We start from the raw sequence: 24,009 nt of genomic DNA on the forward strand, positions 1-24,009 counted from the left end.
AATATCGGTATAGTTGTCATCAATTTCGGGGAGTATTCTATTTACGCCTATATTACCGGATGTTTTTCGCATAAACAAAAGTTGAAACAGCTTCGGCTCTTTTATTGCAAACTGAATATACGATTGACCAACGCCCTTGAAGGCAGGGGTTTGCTGTAATCCTTGCTCAACATAGTCGGAATAGATCTCACGAGCTTTTGTTTCAATCCCGTTAAGTACCTCGCCCATATTATCAAAAACGGTAAATATCGGTCTTGCCGAGCTGCCAAGATAATTGCCGATTTCTCTTGCAGTAACGGCGGAAATGTCACGCTCACGCAGGATCGCTAAGCCTGCGTCGATAATTTCTTCTTTAGTAAATTTTGCTTTAGGGGGCATAGCTTGCTCCTTTCTAAAACCAGCGTTTTAAATCATTTGTTTTATTATAAAGTATAATAATCGTTTTGTCAATAGCTGGATTTGTAACGCCCAAACTCGCAAAATAATAGAATTACCCTACAACTCTGTTTTTGCTCCACAGAGACCGCATAAACAGTACGTTTTGAAGCTTAAAAGCGTGACACTTTTTCGATTTATTATCAAGCTCAAAAAGCATAATCAATTTATCGCTTTAAAGTGTTGATCTTTAAAGTGTTGATTTTAAAGATTGTTCGTGCTATAATAACAATAGTACCGTTGATACTGTTTTGATACTGTTATTATTTGAAGCCAAAAATAATAGTCAGAATAGCGGTAATAACGGTATCAATAGAAGAAAATACTAAACTAATATGTTTAGTGCTAAAATGAATTAAGCGAGTGGGAATAACAGATAGTTTATTCTGAATCACATCTCAGCAGGCAGTGTAACAGCTGTCTGCTGTTTTTATAAGCAGTGATCACGGTCGTGTTCATGGTCATCGGAAAACGCCGCAGGAAGTCTGTCGATACCGCTGACAAGTAAACTTAGATTGATGAAGCGCGCTTTGCATATAATGCAGGCGCGCTTTTTTGAACTGTCTATTTACATTTGCTATGAAGCTGTGATAGAATCAAACAAAAGCAAATTGAGGTGAAGATATGAAAGAGGAGATCATCAAGCTGGAAATCGAGGATTTTGAAAAGTGTAATAACATCTGGGATATGGAACGGCAGAAGGAAATTGCCCGGCAGTGCTATCGCGAGCTCCTTGAGGGCAACCGCACGACCTATATCTATACCCTCGACGGAGAATATATCGCCGAGATCAATCTGGTGACGGAGATGGATGATCCCGACTATACCATCCCCGGCAGGCGAATTTATGTATCGCGGCTGATCGTAAAGGAGGGGTTCAGACGACGGGGGATCGGCAGAAAGCTGCTCGACTTTGCTGTCGCAACGGCACAGGAAGCGGGTTATACGGAGCTTTCGATCGGCGTTGATCTTGATAATTATGCTGCGCTCATGCTCTATATCGGGGCGGGTTTTGACCGGGTGATCTTCATCGGCGAGGATGAGTACGGCAGATTCGTAAAACTGCTGAAAGCGGTGTGATACCGACTTTTCGCTCAAACAGATAGTGAGTTTTCACGATCTTAAAATATTAATATTACAAATATAGAAACGCATACAAAAACACCCCCGAGCGATCGGGGGTGTTGCTTATGTTGTTTATTCTTCTTCGGGATCGATGTTCTCGCGGAGCTTTTCCTTGAGGCTCGCGAAGAAGTCCTCGGGGTCGATGTCGTCGGTCAGCACGAGGGGCTTTTCGTCCTCTGCGTCCTCAACGTTGACGCGCTTGGCGCGGGGGGAGGAGGAGAAGATATCCTCGAACTCCTGCTCGAGCTCCTCGGCGCTCTCGGGAGCGGCTTCGATCTCCGCCTGAGCGTCAGCCGCTTCTGCAGCGAGCTCCTCGACCGCGGGCTCGTTCTCCTCGGGAAGCGTATCGGTATCCTTCACGGGGGTAAAAACCTTAGTGCCGGAATCGGGATCGTCGTTCTCCGCTTCGGCTGCGGGAGCATTCTCGCTCTCTGCCTCGGCGTTGTCGCCGTCCTCGGTATTCTCAGCCTTTTCGCCGTCAGCGGCGTTATCCTCGCCCTCGGCGGGTTCCTCGGGCTTTTCGGGCTTCGCGGCAGGCTGCAGATCCTCGGGCGATACCGCGCCGAAGTAGATCATGTACCATACCAGGAATACATAGATCGTCCAGATCTTGCGGGAGTGATCCTCCTTCTCCTCGAAGTGCTCATCCAGATATTCGAGCAGCAGATCGGTGTTGAAGAATTTCTCAGCCGTCGGAGAGGTGAACATATCCTTGACGACGTTGTAGTAGTGTTCATCCTTGAGCCATTCGCGGGTCGGTACGGGGAAGCCGAGCTTCGGCTTCTCGGCGACGTCCTCGGGCAGGTGGCGTTGAGCCGCCTTACGCATCGCGTACTTGGTGTTGTACTTGTTCACGCGCAGAGGTGTCGGCAGAGAGGAGGCGACCTTGAAGACCTCTTTATCGAGGAAGGGCACGCGCAGCTCCAAGGAGTTTGCCATGCTCATACGGTCCGCCTTCAGAAGGATATCGCCGACCATCCACATGTTGATGTCGAGGTACTGCATCTTGGTCTCGTCGTCGCAGCGGCGGGCGCGGGTGAAGAAGCGGCGGGTCAGGCGCGAGGGATCGGTGGCGATGGAGGGATCCTTGAGCAGCGCTTTCTTCGCCTTCTCGTCATACATATAGGCGTTGCCGATGTAGCGCTTCTCCAGCGGATGGGTCGCTCGGATGAGGTAATCGCGGCCCTTGATATCGGGCAGCTTCTTGCAGATCCAGCCGATCGCGCGGCGTAAAAAGTACGGCACGATCTTCTGGTAGATCTTAAAGACACGGGGGTCGTTATAGCAGGTGTAACCGCCGAACAGCTCGTCGGCGCCCTCGCCCGACAGCACGACCTTGACGTGCTCGCTCGCGAGCTTCGTGACGAAGTACAGCGCGACGCAGGACGGGTCGGCGAGCGGCTGATCCATGTGATACTGTACCTTCGGTACCGCCGCCCAGAACTCCTCTGAGGAGATCAGCTTCTTGTGATGTTCGACCTCGATCTTGTCGGAGAGCGCCTCCGCCCACGAGATCTCGTTGTATCTGTCGCCGAAGTCAAAGCCGACGGTAAAGGTCTTCTGACCCTTGAAGTACGACGCGACCCATGACGAATCCACGCCGGAGGACAGGAAGCATCCGACCTCGACGTCAGCGATCTTGTGGGCGCTGACGCTGTCCTCAAAGACCTTCTCGATCTTGTCGACGGCTTCTTCCTCGGTCATCTCGACGTCGGGCTTGAACTTAGGCTCAAAATATCTCTGCGTCTCGACGACGCCGTCGCGGAACCACATGAAGTGACCCGGCAAGAGGCAGTAGACGTCCTTGAAGAAGGTCATCGGCTGGGGTACATACTGGAACGACAGATAGGCGTCAAGCGCCTTCTCGTTGAATTGCTTCTCGAACTTCGGGTGCTCTAAGATGCTCTTGATCTCGGAGGCATAGCACAGCTCGTCGCCGATCATGGTATAGTGCAGGGGCTTGATGCCGAAGAAGTCGCGCGCGAGGAACACCGCCTTGGTCTCCTTGTTATAGATCGCGAAGGCGAACATGCCGCGCAGCTTGTCGAACATGTCCTCGCCCCACTCCTCGAACGCGTGCAGCAGCACCTCGCTGTCGGAAGTGGTGGAGAAGTGATGACCCGCTTCTTCGAGCTCCTTCTTGAGCTCCTTATAGTTGTAGATCTCGCCGTTATAGGTCAGCACCAGATTACCGTCCTCGCTGATGATCGGCTGGTCGCCGGTCTCGAGGTCGATGATCGACAGTCTGCGGAAGCCCATGGCGATGTGATCGTCCATGTAGTAGCCGTCCGAGTTGGGACCGCGGTGGGTAATGACCTCCGTCATCTTACGAAGGGTATCCTCACGCGTTTCGAGCTGTCCTGTAAAACCGCAAATACCGCACATATCGCAAAACTCCTTTCAAGCTTGCTTCGTGTTTACTGTTCATTGTTATTGCGAGGCTCTTCGGCACGCGAGCCGGGAGCCGTGGCAATCTCAACTGCTTTATCGTATGACGATAAACCGATAATGCATATACTTTCGCATTATTAATAGTATCATAACATATTTTTCCCGAAACTGCAAGAAAATATTGGGAATTCGCGGATGTATCCGTAAAAAAGCGGGAACATATTTATCCGCGGAATCATGGGGGAGAGGCTTCGGCAAGTCGATTATCCCTGTTTTCTTGTGATTATTCATAAAACATTCATAATATATTCACACGGTTTTACACTTTTCGTCACAAAGACGTGGTATGATAAGACCATCAAAGAAAGTTTAGCAAGGGAGGTGAGAGAATGAGAGTCGCAAAGAAGCCGTCTGTGCTGGTGTGCGTGACAGGGCAGTATGACTGCGACCGTCTGATCGAAGCCGGATTCGAGCTGGCGGCGGAGCGTGACTGTGACCTGCATGTGCTGTGTGTACACAATCCGACTCGCGATATGTCGTCCTATTCGGACGAGATCGAGTATCTGTATCGTACAGCAAAGAGCTTAGGCGCTGATATGACCGTGCTGTTCCACGCGAACGCGCCGAGATGTACAGCCGACTTCGCGCGCAGGATCAACGCAAAGCACCTCGTCACCGGTATGCCGGACAGCCGTCCCAACGGCTTCGTCCTGACCGTGAACGAGCTGCTGCCCAAGCTTCCGGTCACCATGGTGACCGAAGACGGCGAGCGTCTGCTGTATGCGCTGGATCATGCATCGGCTGCCCTCGCCTGATCGATTAATTGTGTAACAAAACTACTTATCATGTATAAGAAAACAGTATAATCATATAAGCTACATCATCAATATATTTCATCAGAAAAGGCTGTCACGGTACGCTTCCGTGACAGCCTTTGACCTTATTCATCAGTTTTCGGTTTAGTATTAGCTTCGGTCGGGTCGTCGTTCTCCGTGCGGAGCCTGACCGCGATCATGTCGGTGGAGTCGATGGTCTCCCAGCTTTCGGCGTCTTTGATCTGGAAAGACATCTTGATACTGTCGATCGCATCGATGTCATATTCATCGAGATCCATGCGGTAGAAGGTGACGGTGTCCACGGCGCGCTTGCCCGGCAGGACGGTGCGGTTCATCACCGAGGTCAGGTCGTAGCCGTTGACTGTGACGTCGTCGGTGCGTACCGCGACGGTGCGGTCGGTATTATTCTCGATATAGACCAGCAGCTGCGCGTCGCCGTCCTCGGTGTAGACGGGCGACAGCTCGCCGCTCTCGCTCTTCGGCTGATAGGGCGGTTTCTTGAACAGGATGCGGATGTCCTTGTCGTCGTAGGCGGTCTGACCCTCGATCTCAGGCTCCTTTGCCGCTTCGGCAGGTGACGCGGCGGCAGAGGTCTTCAGCGTGATCAGGTCGGTGGTTTTGATCGGGTTATAGCTCTTGGTCTCCACCGCTCTCAGCGCGAAGTCGATCGTGCGGACGCAGGTGATTCCGGAGTAGGCGAGGCCTGTATAGCGCAGAGTCATGTTGCCGCTCTTGCTCTTGCCGGCAGGGACGTCGATGCTCAGCTCGGGGGTCAGCATATAGCCGTTGATGATCGCATAGGGTGACTGGACGGTGATATCCTTTCCGAAGCTGTTGCTGACCGTCAGGTGCAGCTCGGGGCCTGCGATCGGGGCGTAATTGATGCCGTGGACGGTGACGGTCATCTCGTTGTCGACGTAGATGATTTTGTCGCCGACGGTGGGCGTATCGTCAAAATCTGCCATAAAGCTTTTCACTGCGGAGGATCCATCTGAATCAGCCTGCCCGGCAGACTCGGTGGCTGAGGAGCCGTCGGTCGCCTCGGTCGGCCGGTGTTCGTCACCGCACGCGCAGCAGAACGCCGCCGTCAGCATGCAGAGGATCAGACATAGCACACGCTTCATGTTAAAATCTCCTTACTGTTATCCGTTTTCCGAATGATCCGGCTAAAATTATACAATAGATATGCCGAAAATGTCAATATCATGCTTTTATAAGATAGATAACGACGGTTTGCTGTATAGCTTACATAAAATATTATAAAATGTTGAAAAGTTTTTATATAATAATAGTTGATTTTTTGTGATCTATGTGTTATAATAATTAGACTTAATATGGAGAATTGTACTATTTACGATTATGGAACAAATCATTAATATAGACCGCATGGAGCATGCCGCCGCTTTATTCGGCAGCTTCGACTCCAATATCAAGATCATCGAGGATGAGTTCGGCGTGCGCGTACACGCGCGCGACAGCGAGCTGAAGATCTCCGGAGACGCGGAGGGCGTGCTCAAGGCGAGCAAGGTCATCGACAGCCTGCTGAATCTGCTCAACCGCGGTGAACAGCTCAGTGAACAGAATATCACCTACTGTATCTCGCTCGTTAACGAGGGCAGCGAGGAGAAGATCGAGTCCCTTGCGTCGGACTGTGTGTGCGTGACCTCCAAGGGCAAGCCCATCAAGCCCAAGACCATGGGCCAGAAGCGCTATTGTTCGGCGATTGAGAACAACACCATCACCATCGCCGTCGGACCCGCCGGTACCGGTAAGACGTACCTTGCCGTCGCGATGGCGGTCACCGCCTTCCGCAGCAAAGAGGTCAACCGCATCATCCTCACCCGACCCGCCGTGGAGGCGGGCGAGAAGCTCGGCTTTCTGCCCGGCGATCTGCAGAGCAAGGTCGACCCGTACCTGCGTCCGCTGTATGACGCGCTGTTCGATATGCTCGGCGCCGAGACCTACCAGAAGTATCTCGAGCGCGGCAATATCGAGGTCGCGCCGCTGGCGTATATGCGCGGCAGAACCCTCGACGACAGCTTCATCATCCTCGACGAGGCGCAGAACACGACGAGCGAGCAGATGAAGATGTTCCTCACCCGACTGGGCAATAACAGTAAGATGGTCATTACCGGCGACGTGACCCAGATCGACCTGCCCTCCGGCGCTAAGTCCGGACTAAAGGAAGCGGTCAGGATCCTTAAGGGGATCAAGGGTATCGAGCGCCTCACCTTCTCGGAGAAGGACGTCGTCCGTCACCGACTGGTGCAGGATATTATCCGCGCTTACGAAAAGGCGCAGGAACGCAGAAATTCATAAATCCAAAGTATGTTGTGATAATAATCGCCCGAGGGCGTTCATATATAGGATATAGATGATGTTAGGATGACCGACAGACCGTCAGCAATCTTCACTACTCCGTATTCACCATCAGCTAACACACATTTTGCCGCTCAGGGCGGTTCTACAGAGAGCAGGGATTCGGATGACAAGCAAGAAGGTAAGAGTTATTATCACAGACAGCCAGCGAAGAGTCCGCGTACCCTCGGGACTGAGGATGCATGTCCGCCGCGCGTGTACCGCCGCGCTGCGCAGCGAGGGCTTCACCGACCCCGCGGAGGTATCCGTCACCTTCGTCGATAACGATGAGATCCGCCGTCTGAACGCACAGTTCAGGAACATCGACCGCGAGACCGACGTGCTTTCTTTCCCGATGGGAGAGAACGGCGTGTACGATACCAATTACGACACCGGCGCTAAGATCCTCGGCGACATCGTGATCTCGATGGAGAAAGCCAAGGAACAGGCGAATACCTTCGGCCACAGCCTCGAACGCGAGGTGTGCTACCTGAGCGTACACAGCATGCTGCACCTGCTCGGGTACGACCACATGGAGCCTAAGGAAAAGGCGATCATGCGGATGAAGGAAGAAGCCGTTATGGTCAAGATCGGCTTAGGAGTAGGCACGTAAGATAATCTACGGCGAAGGCGCACGTTTTCGTGCGTCTTTTTTCTGTCGGATATCTGCCGTCTTACAGTATCGGTCTACAGTAATAAAACATTTGCTATCAAGCGCAAAATGTGTTATAGTTAAAATGTGTAACTATGATAAGATAAAGGAAGCTACTATGAATAATCAACAGAAATCAGCTTTTATCACCATCGTCGGCGTGCCGAACGTCGGCAAGAGCTCCATCCTCAACCGGCTTTTGGGGCATAAGGTAGCGATCGTCAGCTCCAAGCCCCAGACTACCCGTAACCGCATCACCGGCGTCCTCACCGACGGCGACGACCAGCTGGTCTTTTTCGATACGCCGGGTCTGTTGAAGCCGCGTAACGAGCTGGGCGAGTATATGGTCAAGGCGATCAACGAGTCCGTACCCAACGGCGACCTCGCCGTGCTGGTCGTTGAGGCGACCGGCGGTGTGCGAAAGGGCGAGCTGAGCTTGATCGAGAAGCTGAAAAAGTCCGACATGCCCGCGATCCTCGCGATCAACAAGATCGACACCTTGAAGAACAAGAAGGAAGAGCTGATGGAGGCGATCCTCGCCTACAGCGCGCTGTATGACTTCGACGCCGTGGTACCGGTATCCGCCGAGACGGGTGAGGGCTTCCCCGCGCTTATGGAGGAGCTGAAAAAGCACTGCGTCGAGGGCGGTCACTTCTTTGACGACGATACGCTGACCGATCAGCCCGAGAAGGTGATGATCTCGGAGATCATCCGCGAGAAGATCCTCCGACTGTGCGACAAGGAGATCCCCCACGGTACCGCCGTAGTCATCGAGAGCCTTTCGGAACGCGACAACGGGATGATGGATATCGAGGCGACCATCTTCTGTGAGCGCGACTCCCACAAGGGCATCATCATCGGTAAGAAGGGAGCTATGCTCAAGAAGATCTCGACCTACTCGCGTCAGGATATCGAGCGCTTCTTCGGTTGCAAGGTGAACCTGCAGACATGGGTCAAGGTCAAAGAGGACTGGCGCAACCGCCGCGCGCTACTGACCAACTTCGGCTACGACAGCAAGAATTTTGAATCATAAACAGGCTCCCTTTGGGAAAGGGAGCTGTCGCCCTTAGGCGACTGAGGAATTGCATCGATGATCGAGCGACAGCGAGAAACAAAGGCTCCCTTTGGGAAAGGGAGCTGTCGCCCTTAGGCGACTGAGGAATTGCATCGATGATCGAGCGACAGCGAGAAACCTTATTATTTACCCATGAAAAGAACCCACAATAAAGAGAAGAATTCGTTTGCAAGACAACTTCGCAACAACATGACAAAGGAAGAAAAACACCTATGGTATGACTTTTTAAAACCATATCATAAAACCTTCGGTGTGATTTTTCTTCGTCAAAAAATCATAGATAATTATATCGTTGATTTTTATTGCCCGCAGGCAAAGCTTGTGGTCGAACTGGACGGCTCGCAGCATTATGAAGAAGAAGCCGAGCTGTATGATAAGAAGCGAACCGAGTCTTTAAATACACTCGGAATCGAAGTGCTGAGATACAGCAACTTGGATATTCACAGTAGGTTTATGGAAATCTGCGGTGATATCGATTATCACGTACAATCTCGAATCAAAAGCATATAGAATAATGTGGTCGGCTTTGCCGACATTTGGTACAATTCCTCAGTCACCTAACGGTGACAGCTCCCTTTCCCAAAGGGAGCCTTTGAAGCAAGCATAAATGTAAGTTTTTCCATCTACATATTTCACGCAATATCAGCCGCGCTTTCATGTATAATAATAGTACACCAACAGTAAAGGTCTGATTTGTATGAACGCGAATGACGCATGGAAGAACTTTGTCGAGAGCGGCAGCGTGCCCGATTACCTGCAGTATGTGCAGGCACAGCGCGACGCCGCCGATGTGACGGACGGAGAACAACATGAGGTTCAAGACCAAGGGACTGATCATCCGACAGCAGAATATCGGTGAACGCGACAAGCTCGTTTGGCTCTTGACCGAGAGCCACGGTATTTTGCGCGCTTTTGCGCGCGGAGCGAAGAACATCAAAAGCCCTAAGTGCGCCGGCACGGGGCTTTTGTCATATTCCGCACTGACGATCTTCGAGGGGCGGGACAGCTATTCGGTGGATGAAGCCGAGTCGCTGGAGCAGTTCACCGGGCTGCAGCGCGATATCGAGAAGCTCGCTCTGGCGCAGTACTTCTGCGAGCTGTGTCTGCACCTTTGCCCGAGCGGTCAGGAGGCGGGCGAGCACCTGCGGCTGATGCTCAACGCGCTGTACCTATTGGCGAACGATAAGCGCCCCGCGCTGCAGATCAAGGTTTGCTTCGAAATGCGGCTGATCGCGATGACCGGCTACATGCCCGACCTCGTGATGTGCAAGGGCTGCGGCATATATGAAGCGCCCGAGATGGTGTTCGTCCCGAACACGGGACAGCTCTGGTGCGTTTCCTGTGCCGATCGCCACGGGATACAGGGCGCTCGATTCCCTGTCGCGGCGGTCACCGCCCTGCGGCATACGGTCTACGCCGACTTCGATAAGCTGTTCTCCTTCACCCTGAAGGACGAGCTGCTCGAACCGCTGTCAAACGCCGCCGAGCGCTATATCTCGTACATGACCGGCAGAGATTATCCCACTCTGCAATTCTATAAGAGCATGATTCAGATAACAGATAACGGTGACAGAAAGGCTCCGTCCTCAGCCGATCATAAATCAAAAAATCCGTAAGAAATTTCCCGAAATTATTCACCATTCACTATTCACTATTCACTATTCACCGGAAAGAACGAACTATGATGAACCGACATTACAAGACACTGGAACTGGACAAGATTTTACATATGCTCGCGGAGGAGACCTCGATCGACGAGGCAGGCGAGCTGGCGCTTTTGATTGAGCCGCAGCTGACCCTCGACAAGGTCGAGCCGCTGCTGCAGCAGACCGAGGACGCACATATGCTGATCGGGCGCTTCGGCGCGCCTTCCTTCGGCGGCATCAGCAACGTGACGAATCCGTTGCGCCGTGCCGAGGCGGGCGGATGTCTGAATACCTCGGAGCTGCTCTCTGTCGCCCGCGCTCTGCGGGTGATCAAGGGCGTGCGCGACTGGCACGCTCACTGCGCGGGGGTAGGTACCTCGCTCGACAACTACTTCCGTATGCTGTACACCAACCCGAATTTAAGCGACCGTATCACCGCTTGTATCATCGGCGCTGACGAGATCTCCGACGGCGCTTCACGCGAGCTGGGCGAGATCCGTCGGAGGATGCGGATCGCCGCGTCAAAGGCGCGCGAGGCGCTCGAGAAGATCATCCGGTCATCGACCTATCAGAAGTATTTACAGGAGGCGATCATCACCCAGCGCGACGGTCGCTATGTCGTACCGGTCAAGCAGGAGTTCCGCTCTCAGGTAGCGGGTCTGGTACACGACACCTCGTCCTCGGGCTCGACGGTCTTCATCGAGCCGATGGGCGTAGTCAACGCCAACAACGATATCCGCGTTCTAAAGGGCGAGGAGGAGAAGGAGATCGAGCGTATCCTCTTTGAGCTGAGCGGTCTGTGCGCGGGCTGTGCGACCGATATTATCGAGAGCTACAAGACCCTCGTACAGCTGAATCTGATCTTCGCCAAGGCACATCTCGCTTATAAGATGAAGGCGGTACGTCCCGTTATGAACGATGAGGGCGTGATCGAGCTGAAGGCTGCCCGTCATCCTTTGATCGATAAAAACCGCGTCGTTCCGACCGATATCCGTCTGGGCGGCGAGTTCGATACCCTCGTCATCACCGGCCCCAATACCGGCGGCAAGACCGTGTGCCTCAAGACCCTCGGTCTGCTGACCTTGATGGCGATGTGCGGCATGATGGTGCCCGCTTCCGATAATTCGCGACTTTCCGTATTCCGCCGCGTGCTGGTGGATATCGGCGACGAGCAGAGCATCGAGCAGAGCCTCTCCACCTTCTCGGCGCACATCACCAATATCATCGGGATATTGAAGCTGTGTAACCGCTCCACCCTCGCCGTGATCGACGAGCTGGGCGCGGGTACCGATCCCGTAGAGGGCGCGGCGCTGGCTGTCGCGATCCTCGAGAAGCTCCGCGAGCGCGGCGCGAAGATCGCCGCCACCACCCATTATTCGGAGTTGAAGGAATTTGCGTTAAAGACCCCGGGCGTCGAGAACGGCTGCTGTGAGTTTGACGTCAGCACCCTGCGCCCGACCTATAAGCTGCTGATCGGCGTGCCCGGTAAGAGCAACGCCTTCGCGATCAGCAAGCGGCTGGGTATGGAGGACGACGTCATCGAGCGCGCCCGCGCGCTGACCTCCTCCGAGAGCCGCCAGTTCGAGAACGTAGTCGAGAGCCTCGAGGTCAGCCGCAAGGAGCTGTCCGACGAGCTGGAAAAGGCGCGTCAGGCGACCCTCGCCGCGCAGCAGAAGCAGGCTGAGGCGGAGAAAGCCCTCGAACGAGCCAGGATCGACTCGAAGCGCGAGCTTGATATGGCGAAGCATAAGGCGCAGGAGCTCGCCGCCAAGACCCGCGCGCAGGCGTACGCCATCATCGACGAGCTCGAACAGGCGAAGAAGGAGAAGCGCTACGAGGCGGAGCAGAAAACCAAGTTCAAGACCGGCATGAAGGCGCTCGAAGAGACCGCCGATCCGATCAAGGAGAGCGAGCAGGGCGATTATAAGCTCCCGCGACCCTTGCAGGTGGGCGATAACGTGCTGATCTTTGATATCGATAAAAAGGCTGTCGTTCTCGAAAAGCCCGAGAAGGACAGCGTGCTGGTACAGGCGGGCATCATCAAGACCCGCGTCAAGCTCGACAATCTCCGCTTGTTGGAGCAGGAGAAGGTCAGCGTACCCAAGCGCCGCGAGCGCACCGTCACGAAGGATGTCAAGTCGCTCGCCAAGACTGAGATCGACGTGCGCGGACAGACCGCCGAGGAAGCGGTGATGAGCGTGGACGGCGCGATCGACAGCTGTGTGCTCACGAACGTCCATATGCTGACTATCATCCACGGCAAGGGTACCGGCGTGCTCCGCTCACGCATCCAGCAGTACCTCAGACATCATAAGGCGGTCAAGAGCTTTCGTCTCGGCACCTTCGGCGAGGGAGAGAGCGGCGTCACGATCGTTGAACTGAAATAAACGATTGATATAAGGGGTTCTATATGAAGAAACTGACCATACTATTCATACTTACTGCGTTCCTTTTTGCCGGCTGCGCGAAAACGGTCGAAACCTCGGCGGAGCTGTCGACTCCCGACGAAGCGACGGTCGATCAGGCGACGCCCGATCAGACCGAAAAACCGACCGAAAAACCGACCGAGCCGCCGACTCTCGACGAGCTGGCACAGGCACGGTATGATGAGATCCTCGCGAGTAAAGCCTCGGGTCACGCGCACCTCGAGCATGTCGAAGCGATCCCTCAGTACCCCGATATGGAGGCGGCGTGTGAGGCGATGGCGCTGACCGCGGCGATCAATCGCTTCGGCTATGACCTCGGTAAGGAGGACATCGTCGATAAATACATGGTGTACGCCGACGATTGCGTGACCGGTTATTGCGGCGATCCGCGCACCTTCTATGACGGCGCGGGCATCTACCCGCCCGGACTGGTGACGACGACGTGGAATTTCATCAACGACCGTCACGCGGCGCTCTATCCGTTCGATACAACGGGGCTGGGCATGGATGACCTGTACAAGTTTCTTGACGCGGGCTGTCCGGTGCTGATCTGGACCTCCGTGGAGCGTCAGGAGCCGTATTTCGACGGCGGCACCGAGTACAACGGTATCTTCTACCCGTGGTTCCCGACCGAACACTGCGTCTGTCTGTACGGCTACGACAAGAGCGACGGTCAGGTATTGGTCGCCGACTCCTGGTACGGTACCGACGAGTGGGAGGACGCCTCGTGGTTTACGGAGCTATATAACGAGATCGGCAAGTTCTCCATGATCCTCATGGATACATCCGATTTGAAGTAAAGGAGATCAGTATGGATTTCAGAGAGATGAGGCGCTTCAAGCAGCAGTTGTCGGATGATGATTGCCTGCGGGTTTTGCGCCGTTCACCCCGCGGGGTGCTGGCGGTACTGGGTGATATGGGCTATCCCTACACGGTACCGCTCAACTTTGTGTATGATAATGGCTGTATCTACTTCCATATGGCGCTGCAGGGGCATAAGCTTGACGCCCTGCGCGCTTATGATAAAGGCTCCTTCAATGTGTTGAGCGAGCCGATCCCCGCGGACGACGGTTGGTCGTTCTTCTTTGACAGCGTGACCGTGTTCGGCAGGCTGAGCGAGGTAAAGGATGAAGCGGAGAAGATCGAGAAGCTGCGGCTTCTCGGTCAGAAGTACTTCCCGACGAAGGAAATGGTCGAGGACGATATCCGTAAGAACGCCGCCCGCTGTACGGTGGTCGGATTGAAGATCGAGCATACGAGCGGCAAGCACGTCCACGAGCGGTAAAGAAAGCTTTACAAAAGGCTTATTAAGTGGTATAATATTCTTTACACGCATTATAATCACTTTACAAAGCTCAAAGGAGGAGACCCATGAGCAATTATCAGAAGATATTATCCGTATTCCTTACGCTGATCCTCGCGTTCGGTTCGCTGACGGCGATCCCCGCCTCGGCGGGCGAGCTCTCGGGACCGGTCGTGTGGTTCCCCGACGAGGATGACGATGTCGCAACGCCCGATTCGACGTGGGATGAGTGGGATGTCGCGACCGAGGACGAGTACCTGACCTTTGAGTCGACCGTCGACGAGCGTTATCCCGACTTCCGTTTCATCATTATGGACGTTATGCCGGATATCACGGGCTATGACGGTTCGAATCAGGAGAAGCTGATCGGTGCTGTCCTGAGGGCGTATTGCGGTAATGATAAGAACGTTGTGATCCCCGCGGAGCTTGGCGGCTATCCCGTCTATGTCCTCAGCGACGCATTTATGAACAACGAAACAGTCGAGACCGTCACCCTGCCCGATACGATTCGCGTAGTAATGTACGGCGCGTTTGAGAATTGTACCGCCCTCAAGCGTGTCATCCTGCCCGATACGGCGCGTCTTGAACAGGGCGTATTCCGGAACTGTACCTCTCTGGAGGAGTTCACGTTACCTGCGTCACAGACCATCATCGACTGCACCCTGTTCTACGGCTGCACTTCTCTGCGCGAGGTGAATATCCCCGCGTCCGTGGAGGCGATCAACCGTATAGAAGCCCTCAACATGTCTCCGCTCGACCCCTTCTACCGCTGCAGCTCGATCGAACGGTTCAACGTCGCGGAGGATAACGAGTATTATACCTCGGTGGACGGCGCGATCTATACCAAGGATATGAGCATGCTCGTCGCGTATCCGCCGACTGCCGAATCGATAAAGCTCTCCGATTCCGTACAGACGATCGGTGACCGCGCGCTGTCCGGCAACCCCCATATCACGAGCATCACCCTGCCCGCGAGCGTGACGGATATCGGCTCCGCCGCCTTTGCCGACTGTACGGCGCTGGAGGAGATCAAGCTCGAGGATAATTCGGCTTCATTGGGTTATCGCGTCGTCAACGGAACGAAGCTCAAGAACATGGATCCTTTCGGTCTGGTCAAGATCGGCAGCGTCGTTTATTCCTACAATAAGAACCTGAACGATCATGTTGTGATCCCCGACGGTATAACGAAGATCAACGACAACGCTTTTACCGAATTCAGCACCGTCGAGTGGATCGAGATCGACTCGCCCTACGGTGAGAAGTGGATGATTCCGTCGGAGCAGACCGCTGATTTCACGAGCATTTACGTCCCCGCCTCCGTCGTCACGATCGGACCCCGCGGTCTGGGCAGCTCGCCCGATCAGGCGCGTACCGTCTACGGCTACAGCGGTTCCGTCGCCGAAGAAGCGGCGAAGGAGAGCGGCTACGGCTTCATCCCCGTCGGCAAGCTCGTCACCGATGAGGCGACCGGAATCTCCGTCGGCGTCAAAAATGATGAAGAGCTGGTCGTATCCCCGCTGCACGCGGATGACAACCAGCTCGCCGCCTACGATATCTCTCTCAAAAAGGACGGCTCGACCGTTCAGCCCGGCGGTGAGGTCGCGGTCAGGATCCCCTGCGATACCAACACTGCGAGGGTCTATCATGTAGATGAGGAAGGCAACTATACCGATATGGATGCCGCCTACACCGACGGCTACTTGGTCTTTATGACCGATCATTTCAGCAAGTATGTCATCACCCGCAAACCCCTCGGCAATAACTTCAACCTTTACGGAGAGATCGAAGGCTGCGGCGCTTTAGATACCGTCAATCTGATCCTTAAAGGTGAAGGTGAAGAACGATCGAGCACGGTGAGCGCGGAGCTTGGATATATCTTCAAGAATCTCACCGCCGGCACCTACTCCCTCACCGTCAGCGTCGAGGGTTATGCTCCCATCACCTATACGCTGACCGTCGGCGATGATCTGCAGCGTGACGTCAAGCTCAACAAGTACGGCGATGTGAACGGCGACGGGCGGATCTCGACTGTCGACTACGGCAAGGCGAATGCCTGCGCCCGCGGTAAGGGTAAGCTTGAAGGATATGCGTTCAGCTGTGCCGATATGAACGGCGACGGTAGGATCACCACCGCCGACGCGGGACGTATCAACTCCCTCGCAAAGGGAAAAACAAAGCTTTGAATTTATGACATAAACGATAAGAGTGTTCACTGTAGGATTCTGCCGTGAACACTCTTTACTTTATCAAGGATTAGTATCAGACCTACAGCATAGAAACATCAAAGAGAAAGCTCCGGACGAAAATCCGGAGCTTGCGTTATCATTTGTATTTGATACCGACGGCTGCTGTCGCTGCCATTTGCTGAATCACAGCGTCATATCAGACGGGATCGGTACTGTGCCGCGCTGCTTACTGCTTCTTGGTGATACGCAGATTCTGGCGGGTCTTGCGCAGCTCGGTGAGCTGAGCGGTGATCGCGTCGTCGGTACGCTTCATAACGTTCTCGACATAATCGTTCGCGGCCTTGCGGATCTCGCTCGCCTTGCCCTTGGCGTCGTTGAGCAGCTCGGCTGCCTCCGCCTTCGCCTCGCGCATGACCTCGCTCTGCTCGATCATCGCCTTCTTACGCTCTTCGGCGGCGCGGATGATATCCTCGGATTCCTTCTTTGCCTCCGCCATGATCTGGCTGCGGTCGGCTACAATATTCTTAGCCTGTCTTACCTCGGCGGGCAGGGTGTCCTGGATGTCATCGAGAATGTCATAGATTTTATCCGCTTCGATGATGACCTTACCGCCGGAGAGGGGCATGGTCTTTGCGTCGGCTACAAGGTTCTGTAATTCCTCAATCAGTTCGTCTACTCTCATTTTACTTATTTCCTTTCGTTTTTAGTCTGTTGAAAACCTCGTCATGAATGCAGGCGGGAACAAAGTTCGTAATATCTCCGCCGTGATGCGCAACGTTCTTGACGATGGAGGAGCTCAGGTAGGTGAAGCTCGAATCGCTCGCTAAGAAAACGGTGTCGAGCTCGGGGTTCAGCTTACGGTTCGTCAGCGCCATCTGAAACTCATATTCAAAGTCAGATACCGCCCGCAGTCCCCTTACAACCGCGGTGGCGCCGAGATCGCGCGCGCACTCAGCCAAAAGTCCGTCGCAGGCGATCACCTTGATGTTCGGGATATCGCCTACGGTTCTCTTTAAGAAATCGACCCTTTCCTCGATCGTGAAGGTGGGGTGCTTCTCGCTGTTGACGAACACGCCGACGATGATCTCGTCAAACATCCTGCTCGCGCGGGTGATGATATCAATGTGCCCGAGGGTGACAGGATCAAAGCTGCCGGGACAGATTACGGTTTTGTGCATAATACGCTCCTAAGCGGCGCCTGACGAGGAACCGTCCGGCGACCATCGTTAAAGCCGCATATCAGCTTTCGACAAAATCTTCATGACGATATGTGCTTACCTTTATTTTACCATAGGTACGCTCCCTGTCAAGAGTAAAGTTGTAATATTTTTGTAATAATTCGTCATTTAATGCACTTTCACAAATAATGACTCCCGTTTTCTTCATCCTTTGTGCAATAAGCGGCATGGCTTCTTGCAAAAGCCCCCTGTTATACGGAGGATCAAGAAAGGCGACGTCAAACTCGCGGGAGGTGTTCCGTAGGAATGCGAGCGAATCCACGCACATCACCGTGCCTAAATGTTGCAGGTTTGTAACCTTTAGGTTGCGTTCGATGACAGCCGCCGCTTTCTTGCTCATATCGAGGAAAAGGGCGCTTCTTGCGCCGCGGGAGAGGGCTTCGATCCCCATCTGTCCGCTGCCCGCGAATACATCGATGAAGTCGCGCCCCTCCACCTCGAACTGGATGGATGAAAAGACGGCTTCCTTCACTTTATCGGTCGTAGGGCGGACGATATCGTCACCCTTCAATGTTTCCAGTACCCTGCCTCGCGCAGAGCCGGTGATCACACGCATAAAAATCCTCCTTATTAAGTTAGGAGTTAGGAGTGAGGAGTTAGGAATCATGGAAAAGCCTGTCGGCTTTTGGATTGGTATAACGTCTGCTTTTCAAATGTTTGCGATCCTGCATGGGTGCGGTGCGAATGTCCCTGCGGGACGCGGGTCGTCTTGGAAGCCGACCCCTACAACTCTATGCGACGTTTATATAATTCCTAACTCCTCATTCCTCATTCCTAACTCCTAACTATTCCAGGTTTCCCGTCAGCAGCATGGCGGCGCACAGGGCGGCGACAGGTGCCGTTTGCGCGCGTAATATCCGCTTGCCGAGGGTGGCGATCCGGACGCCGTGATCGCTCAGGAAGTCGATCTCCTCCTGCTCGAAGCCGCCTTCCGCACCGGTGATCAGCGCGAGGTGCTTCTCATCGCCCTTGATAAGGGCGCTCAGCTTCTCGCCGCCGCACTCGTAGAATACGACGGATGTGTCCGCGTCAGCGGTCGCTTCGGGAATATCCTTCAGATCGATACAGGGATTGACGCGGGGGATGACGCCGCGGCGGGACTGTGAGGCGGCGTTATCGGCGATCTTCTGCCATCGGGCGACCTTCTTCACCATGCTCTTGTCGTCGGGACGGGAGATGCACCGCGCCGAGAGGAAGGGCGTGATCTCGTACGCGCCCAGCTCGACCGCCTTTTGCACCACATCGTCGAGCTTGTCGCCCTTCATCAGCGCGATATAGAGCGAGACCCGCGTGCCGGGCTCCTGTTCGCAGACGGTGGAGCTGAGGATCCGCACGGTCACATTATCGCGCGTGATCTCGGTGATCTCGCAGTCGTGCCGTCTTCCGTCGGGGGTACAGAGGGTCAGCGCCTCGCCGACCCGCATCCTCAGAGAGCGGGAGATATGCGCCGCGTCCTCGCCGGTGACGGTGTAATATTCGGTTGTGATCGCGTCGTTCGCAAAAAACCAAGCCATGATCGTTCCTCGTATTGATATTATAATTGTAAACAAATTCTAACAAATTTGTCGGATGATTGCAATAGGGAAAAGTCGGGGGTATAATAGAATAAATGAATTGACTTCGTCATGATGAATGGAGGACGCTGTGAAAACATCGGAATTACTGGAGCTGTTGGCTCGGGAGAATATTGAAGAGAAGGAGCTGCCGACCCTGCTGGTCAATGCGCTGACCAAGGCGAAGAAGCGTGTGGCGACTGCCGAGAGCTGCACCGGCGGGATGATCTCCGCCGCGATCACCTCGGTATCGGGCGCCTCGGGCGTATTCGACTGTGGGGTATGTTCTTACGCGAACTTTATCAAGCACAAGGTCGTCGGCGTGCGTGAAGAAACGCTGAATACCTACGGCGCGGTATCGGATAAGACCGCCGCCGAGATGGCGCGCGGCGTCCGCCTGCTGTCGGGCGCGGATATCGGCGTCAGCACGACCGGTATCGCGGGGCCTCTGGGCGGAACGCCATACAAGCCCGTGGGGCTGGTTTATGTAGGTATCAGCACCGCGATGGGGCTGCATACCGAGAAGCTGCTGCTCGGTGAGAACAACGCCGACCGCGAACGCATCCGCGAGCTCGCCGTATCCGCCGCGCTCTTCTTCGCTCTCAAGGAGCTCGAAAAGCTGTGAGCGGCGCTTTCATGACGGAAACGGAGAGCGAATCCTCCCCTTCCTGATATCCGCATTTTATCCTCTTTGTCATTACTTATCCTACCCGTCGGTTTCGGCGGGCTTTTTCTTTGCGATTTCGGATGGTTTTTCATAAAAAAGGTTGTATTTTAATAATCTGTATGTTAAAATGTATAAGAATACTATCGGATAGTATGCTCCATATGAGCAATCTGATAAAAATTTAATCATGACAGGAGTTGAAATTATGGCAAGAGTTTCCGGTGTGCTCATGCCCATCACCTCTTTACCGTCGCCGTACGGAATCGGTACGATCGGCAAAGAGGCTCGCAAGTTCGCCGATTTCCTGAAGAAGGCAGGTCAGTCGATCTGGCAGATTCTGCCCGTCGGCCCGACCAGCTACGGCGACAGCCCCTACCAGTCCTTCTCGACCTATGCGGGCAATCCGTATATGATCGACCTCGACACCCTCGTCAGCGAGGGTCTGCTCACCAAGAAGCAGATCAAATCGTTCAACTGGGGTGATAACGATGAGGAGATCGACTACGGCGTGATCTACGACAGCCGTTTTAAGGTCTTGAGGCTTGCTTACGCAAAGTTTAAGGAGGGCGACCAGAAGGCGTTTAACTCCTTTAAGCGTAAAAACGCGAAGTGGATCAAGGACTATGCCCTGTATATGGCTGTCAAGCTCAGCTTCGGCAATAAGGCGTGGCCCGAGTGGGAGGATGAGAGCATCCGCCTGCGTGACGAGAAGGCGATCAACCGCTATACCCGCAAGTTCAGGGGTGAGATCGACTTCTGGAAGTGGCTCCAGTTCGAGTTCTATAAGCAGTGGGAGGACTTCCGCGCTTATGTCAACGGCAAGGGCATCAAGATCTTAGGCGATATGCCCATCTATGTCGCGATGGACTCCGCCGATACCTGGGCGAACCCCGAGGTGTTCTGGCTCGACGAGGAGCGTAAGCCCGTCTGCGTCGCAGGCTGCCCGCCCGATTACTTCTCCGAGACCGGTCAGCTCTGGGGCAACCCGCTGTATAACTGGGATTACTTAAAGAGCACCGGCTATGACTGGTGGATGGGCCGCATCGCCGCCGCCGACAAGCTCTTTGACATCACCCGTATCGACCACTTCCGCGCCTTCGATACCTACTATGCGATCCCCTTCGGCGCTGAGAACGCCATCGTCGGCGAGTGGAAGAACGGCCCCGGCATCGACTTCTTCAACGTTATGCGTGAGAAGCTCGGTGAGATCGAGATCGTCGCCGAGGATCTGGGCGAGCTGTTCGACAGCGTTCAGGAGCTGCTGGATGAGAGCGGCTATCCCGGCATGAAGGTGCTCGAGTTCGCCTTTGCGGACGACGATACCAACAACTTCCTCCCCCATAACTATACCGAGAACTGCGTCGTCTATACCGGAACCCACGACAATGACACCGTCATGGGCTGGTACGAGCAGGCAGAAGGCTGGGAGAAGGAGCACTGCAACAAGTACATGGCTGATTTCGTCGGCATGAAGTTCGGCGATGAGGTCAACTGGAAATTCATTGAAGCAGCCTATAAGAGTGTAGCGAACTACGCGATCATCCAGATGCAGGACATCTTAGGTCTGGGCACCGAGGCGAGGATCAACATCCCCTCTACCCTCGGCGGTAACTGGGCTTGGAGGATGCGTAAGGACGCTGTCACCAAGGATATCACAGAAAGACTCTACAACCTTTCAAAAACATATTCACGATTGGAGGACTAAACAATGGCGATTACTATGGATCAGATCACTGCGATCGCTAAAGCCGCTTATTGTAAAAAGCCGAAGGATCTTACCACCGAGCAGCTGCACCTTGTCATCGGTAAGGCTGTCATGGGTGAGATCGCCGACAACTGGCGCAAGAGCAAGAAAAAGCATGAGGAGAGCCGCAGAGCCTACTACTTCTCGGCTGAGTTCCTGATGGGCAGAATGTTCTTTAACAATCTGTACTGCTTAGGGATTCTCGACGAGGTAAGAGATCTGCTGAAGAGCAAGGGCATCGATATCAACCGCTTTGAAGATATCGAGGACGCCGCTCTGGGTAACGGCGGTCTGGGCAGACTGGCTGCCTGCTTCCTCGATTCCGCCGCGACTCAGGAAGTCCCGCTGGACGGCTACGGCATCTTCTATCGCTACGGTCTGTTCAAGCAGCTGATCAAGGACGGCTACCAGGTAGAGGTCGCCGATAACTGGCTCAAGTATGCCGATCCGTGGTGCATCCGCCGCGTCGATCAGGCTCAGATCGTCAACTTTGCCGACAGCACCGTCGTCGCCGTTCCTTACGATATGGCGATCATCGGCTACGGCACCAAGAACATCAACACCCTGCGTATGTGGCAGGCTGAGCCCGTGGAAGAATTCAACTTCCTCGCGTTCAACGAAGGCCGCTATGACGACGCTGTCAAGAATAAGAACAACTGCGAGAACATCTCCCGCGTGCTCTATCCCAACGACAGCAGCTACGAGGGCAAGATCCTCAGATTGAAGCAGCAGTACTTCTTCTCCTCCGCTTCCCTGCAGGATATCCTCCGCAGATATAAGAACAAGTACGGCACCGATTTCTCGCACTTTGCGGAGATGACTACCATCCAGCTCAACGATACCCATCCCGTTATCTCCATCCCCGAGCTGATCCGTCTGCTCGGTAACGAGGGCGTCGACTTTGATCAGGCGTTCGATATCGCGCAGAAGACCTTCAACTACACCAACCACACCGTCATGTCCGAGGCGCTGGAGAAGTGGGACAACGGTCTGATGAAGATGGTCATCCCCGAGGTGTACGGCATCATCGAGCGCATCAACGATCGTCAGTGGCACGACCTCAAGTATAAGGGCGTCGAGGAGCATAACATCAACGCCATGCGCATCATGTGGGACGGCAAGGTCCATATGGCTCGTCTTGCGATGTATGTCTCCAGCTACGTCAACGGCGTTGCGTGGATCCATACCGAGATCCTCAAGAACGACGTCCTCAAGGAGTGGTACTGGGTCTATCCGGAGCGCTTCCAGAACAAGACCAACGGTATCACCCAGCGTCGCTGGCTCGGTCTGTGCAACCCCGAGCTCGCTTCCTTCATCACCGAGCGTATCGGCTCCGGCTGGCTCAAGGATATGAGCAAGATGGATAAGCTCGAGGAGTATATCAACCCCGAGTCCGTCAAGGAGTTTAACAAGATCAAGTATCAGAAGAAGAAGCAGCTCGCCGCCTACATCAAGAAGAAGGATGACATCGAGGTCAACCCGAAGTTCATCTTCGATATCCAGGTCAAGCGTCTGCATGAGTATAAGCGTCAGCTGCTCAACGCCTTCTCCATCATGTGGATCTACTTCCGCATCAAGAGCGGTCAGCTGCCCGACTTCCAGCCGACCTGCTTCATCTTCGGCGCGAAGGCTGCTCCCGGCTACAAGAGAGCGAAGGCGATCATCAAGTACATCAACGAGATCGCGAACCTCGTCAACAACGATCCCGATACCAAGGATAAGCTGCAGGTCGTATTCGTCAGCAACTACAACGTTTCCTACGCTGAGAAGCTGGTCGTAGCGGCGGATATCTCCGAGCAGACCTCCACCGCGGGCACCGAGGCTTCCGGTACCGGTAACATGAAGTTCATGTTCAACGGCGCTGTGACCTTAGGCACCTACGACGGCGCGAACGTCGAGATCGCCCAGCAGGCAGGCGAGGAGAACGAGTATATCTTCGGCGGCAGAGTCGAGGATATCGATCGCCTCAAGAAGGAGGGCTACGACGCGAGAGCACTGTATAACTCCAACCCGATGATCAAGCGTGTTGTCGATACCCTGATCGACGGTACCTTCAACGACAACGGCGCCCAGGGCGAGGGCAGCTTCGCCGAGCTGCACAACGCGCTCATCAACGGCACCAACTGGCACCACGCCGATCATTACTTCCTGCTCTATGATCTGCCGGATTATGTCGCGAAGAAGCTGCAGGCGAACAACGATTACAAGGATCGTATCGCCTTCGGTACCAAGTGCCTCAAGAACGTAGCGCACTGCGGCACCTTCAGCTCCGACCGCACCATCCTCCAGTATGCAACCGAGATCTGGAAGGTAAAATAATCTTTTGATCCACAGAGCCGGTATCCCCATGCAGAGATCCCGGCTCTGAATAATT

At 54.2% G+C, this 24,009-nt stretch carries 22 protein-coding genes; 15 read left to right on the top strand and 7 right to left on the bottom strand.

The window, feature by feature from the left end; translation table 11 throughout:
• The coding region (locus tag R2I50_RS06140) for a TetR/AcrR family transcriptional regulator (RefSeq protein WP_399552843.1) at window positions 1-378 on the bottom strand (378 nt) is incomplete at its 3' end.
• 681 nt (window positions 379-1,059) lie between these two features.
• Between R2I50_RS06140 and R2I50_RS06145 the strand changes: the two genes are divergently transcribed.
• The gene (locus R2I50_RS06145; protein WP_316608280.1) at window positions 1,060-1,515 is read left to right on the top strand and encodes a GNAT family N-acetyltransferase; all 456 of its coding nucleotides are present in this window, start codon (window positions 1,060-1,062) and stop codon (window positions 1,513-1,515) included.
• A 117-nt stretch (window positions 1,516-1,632) separates the two neighbouring features.
• Here the strand turns inward: R2I50_RS06145 and asnB are convergent, their stop codons facing one another.
• Complete coding sequence (asnB, locus tag R2I50_RS06150) at window positions 1,633-3,945, bottom strand: asparagine synthase (glutamine-hydrolyzing) (RefSeq protein ID WP_316608281.1); 2,313 nt, start codon at window positions 3,943-3,945, stop codon at window positions 1,633-1,635.
• A gap of 395 nt (window positions 3,946-4,340) precedes the next feature.
• Here asnB and R2I50_RS06155 point away from each other — a divergent pair, with 395 nt between their 5' ends.
• Complete coding sequence (locus R2I50_RS06155; protein WP_316608282.1) at window positions 4,341-4,766, top strand: universal stress protein; 426 nt, start codon at window positions 4,341-4,343, stop codon at window positions 4,764-4,766.
• A gap of 125 nt (window positions 4,767-4,891) precedes the next feature.
• Here R2I50_RS06155 and R2I50_RS06160 read toward each other — a convergent pair whose 3' ends face one another.
• Window positions 4,892-5,911 carry a hypothetical protein gene (locus tag R2I50_RS06160; protein ID WP_316608283.1) on the bottom strand — a complete coding sequence of 340 codons (1,020 nt, stop codon included), beginning with the start codon at window positions 5,909-5,911 and terminating at the stop codon, window positions 4,892-4,894.
• A gap of 232 nt (window positions 5,912-6,143) precedes the next feature.
• Between R2I50_RS06160 and R2I50_RS06165 the strand changes: the two genes are divergently transcribed.
• From R2I50_RS06165 to R2I50_RS06210, 10 genes are all read left to right on the top strand, one after another.
• Window positions 6,144-7,106, top strand: coding sequence for a PhoH family protein (locus R2I50_RS06165; protein ID WP_399552844.1), 963 nt, complete (start codon window positions 6,144-6,146; stop codon window positions 7,104-7,106).
• A gap of 166 nt (window positions 7,107-7,272) precedes the next feature.
• The gene (gene ybeY, locus R2I50_RS06170; RefSeq protein ID WP_316608285.1) at window positions 7,273-7,758 is read left to right on the top strand and encodes an rRNA maturation RNase YbeY; all 486 of its coding nucleotides are present in this window, start codon (window positions 7,273-7,275) and stop codon (window positions 7,756-7,758) included.
• A 157-nt stretch (window positions 7,759-7,915) separates the two neighbouring features.
• Window positions 7,916-8,830 (top strand): GTPase Era, encoded by a 915-nt coding sequence (gene era, locus R2I50_RS06175; RefSeq protein WP_316608286.1) that lies wholly within the window; start codon window positions 7,916-7,918, stop codon window positions 8,828-8,830.
• A 174-nt stretch (window positions 8,831-9,004) separates the two neighbouring features.
• Window positions 9,005-9,382 (top strand): endonuclease domain-containing protein, encoded by a 378-nt coding sequence (locus R2I50_RS06180; protein WP_316608287.1) that lies wholly within the window; start codon window positions 9,005-9,007, stop codon window positions 9,380-9,382.
• A gap of 187 nt (window positions 9,383-9,569) precedes the next feature.
• On the top strand, window positions 9,570-9,731 hold the full coding sequence (locus R2I50_RS06185) for a hypothetical protein (protein WP_316608288.1): 162 nt from the start codon (window positions 9,570-9,572) through the stop codon (window positions 9,729-9,731).
• Window positions 9,682-10,488 carry a DNA repair protein RecO gene (recO, locus tag R2I50_RS06190; protein WP_316608289.1) on the top strand — a complete coding sequence of 269 codons (807 nt, stop codon included), beginning with the start codon at window positions 9,682-9,684 and terminating at the stop codon, window positions 10,486-10,488. The genes R2I50_RS06185 and recO overlap by 50 nt, the downstream gene beginning before the upstream one ends.
• A gap of 65 nt (window positions 10,489-10,553) precedes the next feature.
• Window positions 10,554-12,905, top strand: a complete 2,352-nt coding sequence (locus R2I50_RS06195; protein ID WP_316608290.1) for an endonuclease MutS2 — start codon at window positions 10,554-10,556, stop codon at window positions 12,903-12,905.
• A 23-nt stretch (window positions 12,906-12,928) separates the two neighbouring features.
• Window positions 12,929-13,744: a C39 family peptidase gene (locus R2I50_RS06200; protein WP_316608291.1), complete on the top strand. Its 816-nt coding sequence runs from the start codon at window positions 12,929-12,931 to the stop codon at window positions 13,742-13,744.
• Between the two features lie 11 nt (window positions 13,745-13,755).
• Window positions 13,756-14,229, top strand: a complete 474-nt coding sequence (locus R2I50_RS06205) for a pyridoxamine 5'-phosphate oxidase family protein (protein WP_316608292.1) — start codon at window positions 13,756-13,758, stop codon at window positions 14,227-14,229.
• An 86-nt stretch (window positions 14,230-14,315) separates the two neighbouring features.
• A complete protein-coding gene (locus tag R2I50_RS06210; RefSeq protein ID WP_316608293.1) occupies window positions 14,316-16,430 on the top strand; it encodes a leucine-rich repeat protein in 2,115 nt (704 codons plus the stop codon).
• 229 nt (window positions 16,431-16,659) lie between these two features.
• Here the strand turns inward: R2I50_RS06210 and R2I50_RS06215 are convergent, their stop codons facing one another.
• The 4 genes from R2I50_RS06215 to R2I50_RS06230 all read right to left on the bottom strand — a co-directional run bounded on the left by R2I50_RS06215 (window position 16,660) and on the right by R2I50_RS06230 (window position 19,185).
• Complete coding sequence (locus R2I50_RS06215; protein ID WP_316608294.1) at window positions 16,660-17,115, bottom strand: ATPase; 456 nt, start codon at window positions 17,113-17,115, stop codon at window positions 16,660-16,662.
• 1 nt (window position 17,116) lies between these two features.
• The gene (gene coaD / locus R2I50_RS06220) at window positions 17,117-17,611 is read right to left on the bottom strand and encodes a pantetheine-phosphate adenylyltransferase (protein ID WP_316608295.1); all 495 of its coding nucleotides are present in this window, start codon (window positions 17,609-17,611) and stop codon (window positions 17,117-17,119) included.
• A 61-nt stretch (window positions 17,612-17,672) separates the two neighbouring features.
• Window positions 17,673-18,227: a 16S rRNA (guanine(966)-N(2))-methyltransferase RsmD gene (gene rsmD, locus R2I50_RS06225; RefSeq protein ID WP_316608296.1), complete on the bottom strand. Its 555-nt coding sequence runs from the start codon at window positions 18,225-18,227 to the stop codon at window positions 17,673-17,675.
• 229 nt (window positions 18,228-18,456) lie between these two features.
• Window positions 18,457-19,185, bottom strand: coding sequence for an RsmE family RNA methyltransferase (locus R2I50_RS06230; RefSeq protein ID WP_316608297.1), 729 nt, complete (start codon window positions 19,183-19,185; stop codon window positions 18,457-18,459).
• A gap of 130 nt (window positions 19,186-19,315) precedes the next feature.
• On the opposite strand from R2I50_RS06230, the gene R2I50_RS06235 reads away from it, so the two are divergent.
• From R2I50_RS06235 to R2I50_RS06245, 3 genes are all read left to right on the top strand, one after another.
• The gene (locus tag R2I50_RS06235) at window positions 19,316-19,849 is read left to right on the top strand and encodes a CinA family protein (RefSeq protein ID WP_316608298.1); all 534 of its coding nucleotides are present in this window, start codon (window positions 19,316-19,318) and stop codon (window positions 19,847-19,849) included.
• 247 nt (window positions 19,850-20,096) lie between these two features.
• A complete protein-coding gene (gene malQ, locus R2I50_RS06240) occupies window positions 20,097-21,596 on the top strand; it encodes a 4-alpha-glucanotransferase (protein WP_316608299.1) in 1,500 nt (499 codons plus the stop codon).
• Window positions 21,597-21,599: 3 nt separating this feature from the next.
• Window positions 21,600-23,954, top strand: coding sequence for a glycogen/starch/alpha-glucan phosphorylase (locus R2I50_RS06245; RefSeq protein ID WP_316608300.1), 2,355 nt, complete (start codon window positions 21,600-21,602; stop codon window positions 23,952-23,954).
• Window positions 23,955-24,009: the final 55 nt, after the last annotated feature.

Origin of the sequence: uncultured Ruminococcus sp., assembly GCA_902785355.1 — a bacterium.
Lineage (GTDB): Bacteria > Bacillota > Clostridia > Oscillospirales > Acutalibacteraceae > Ruminococcoides.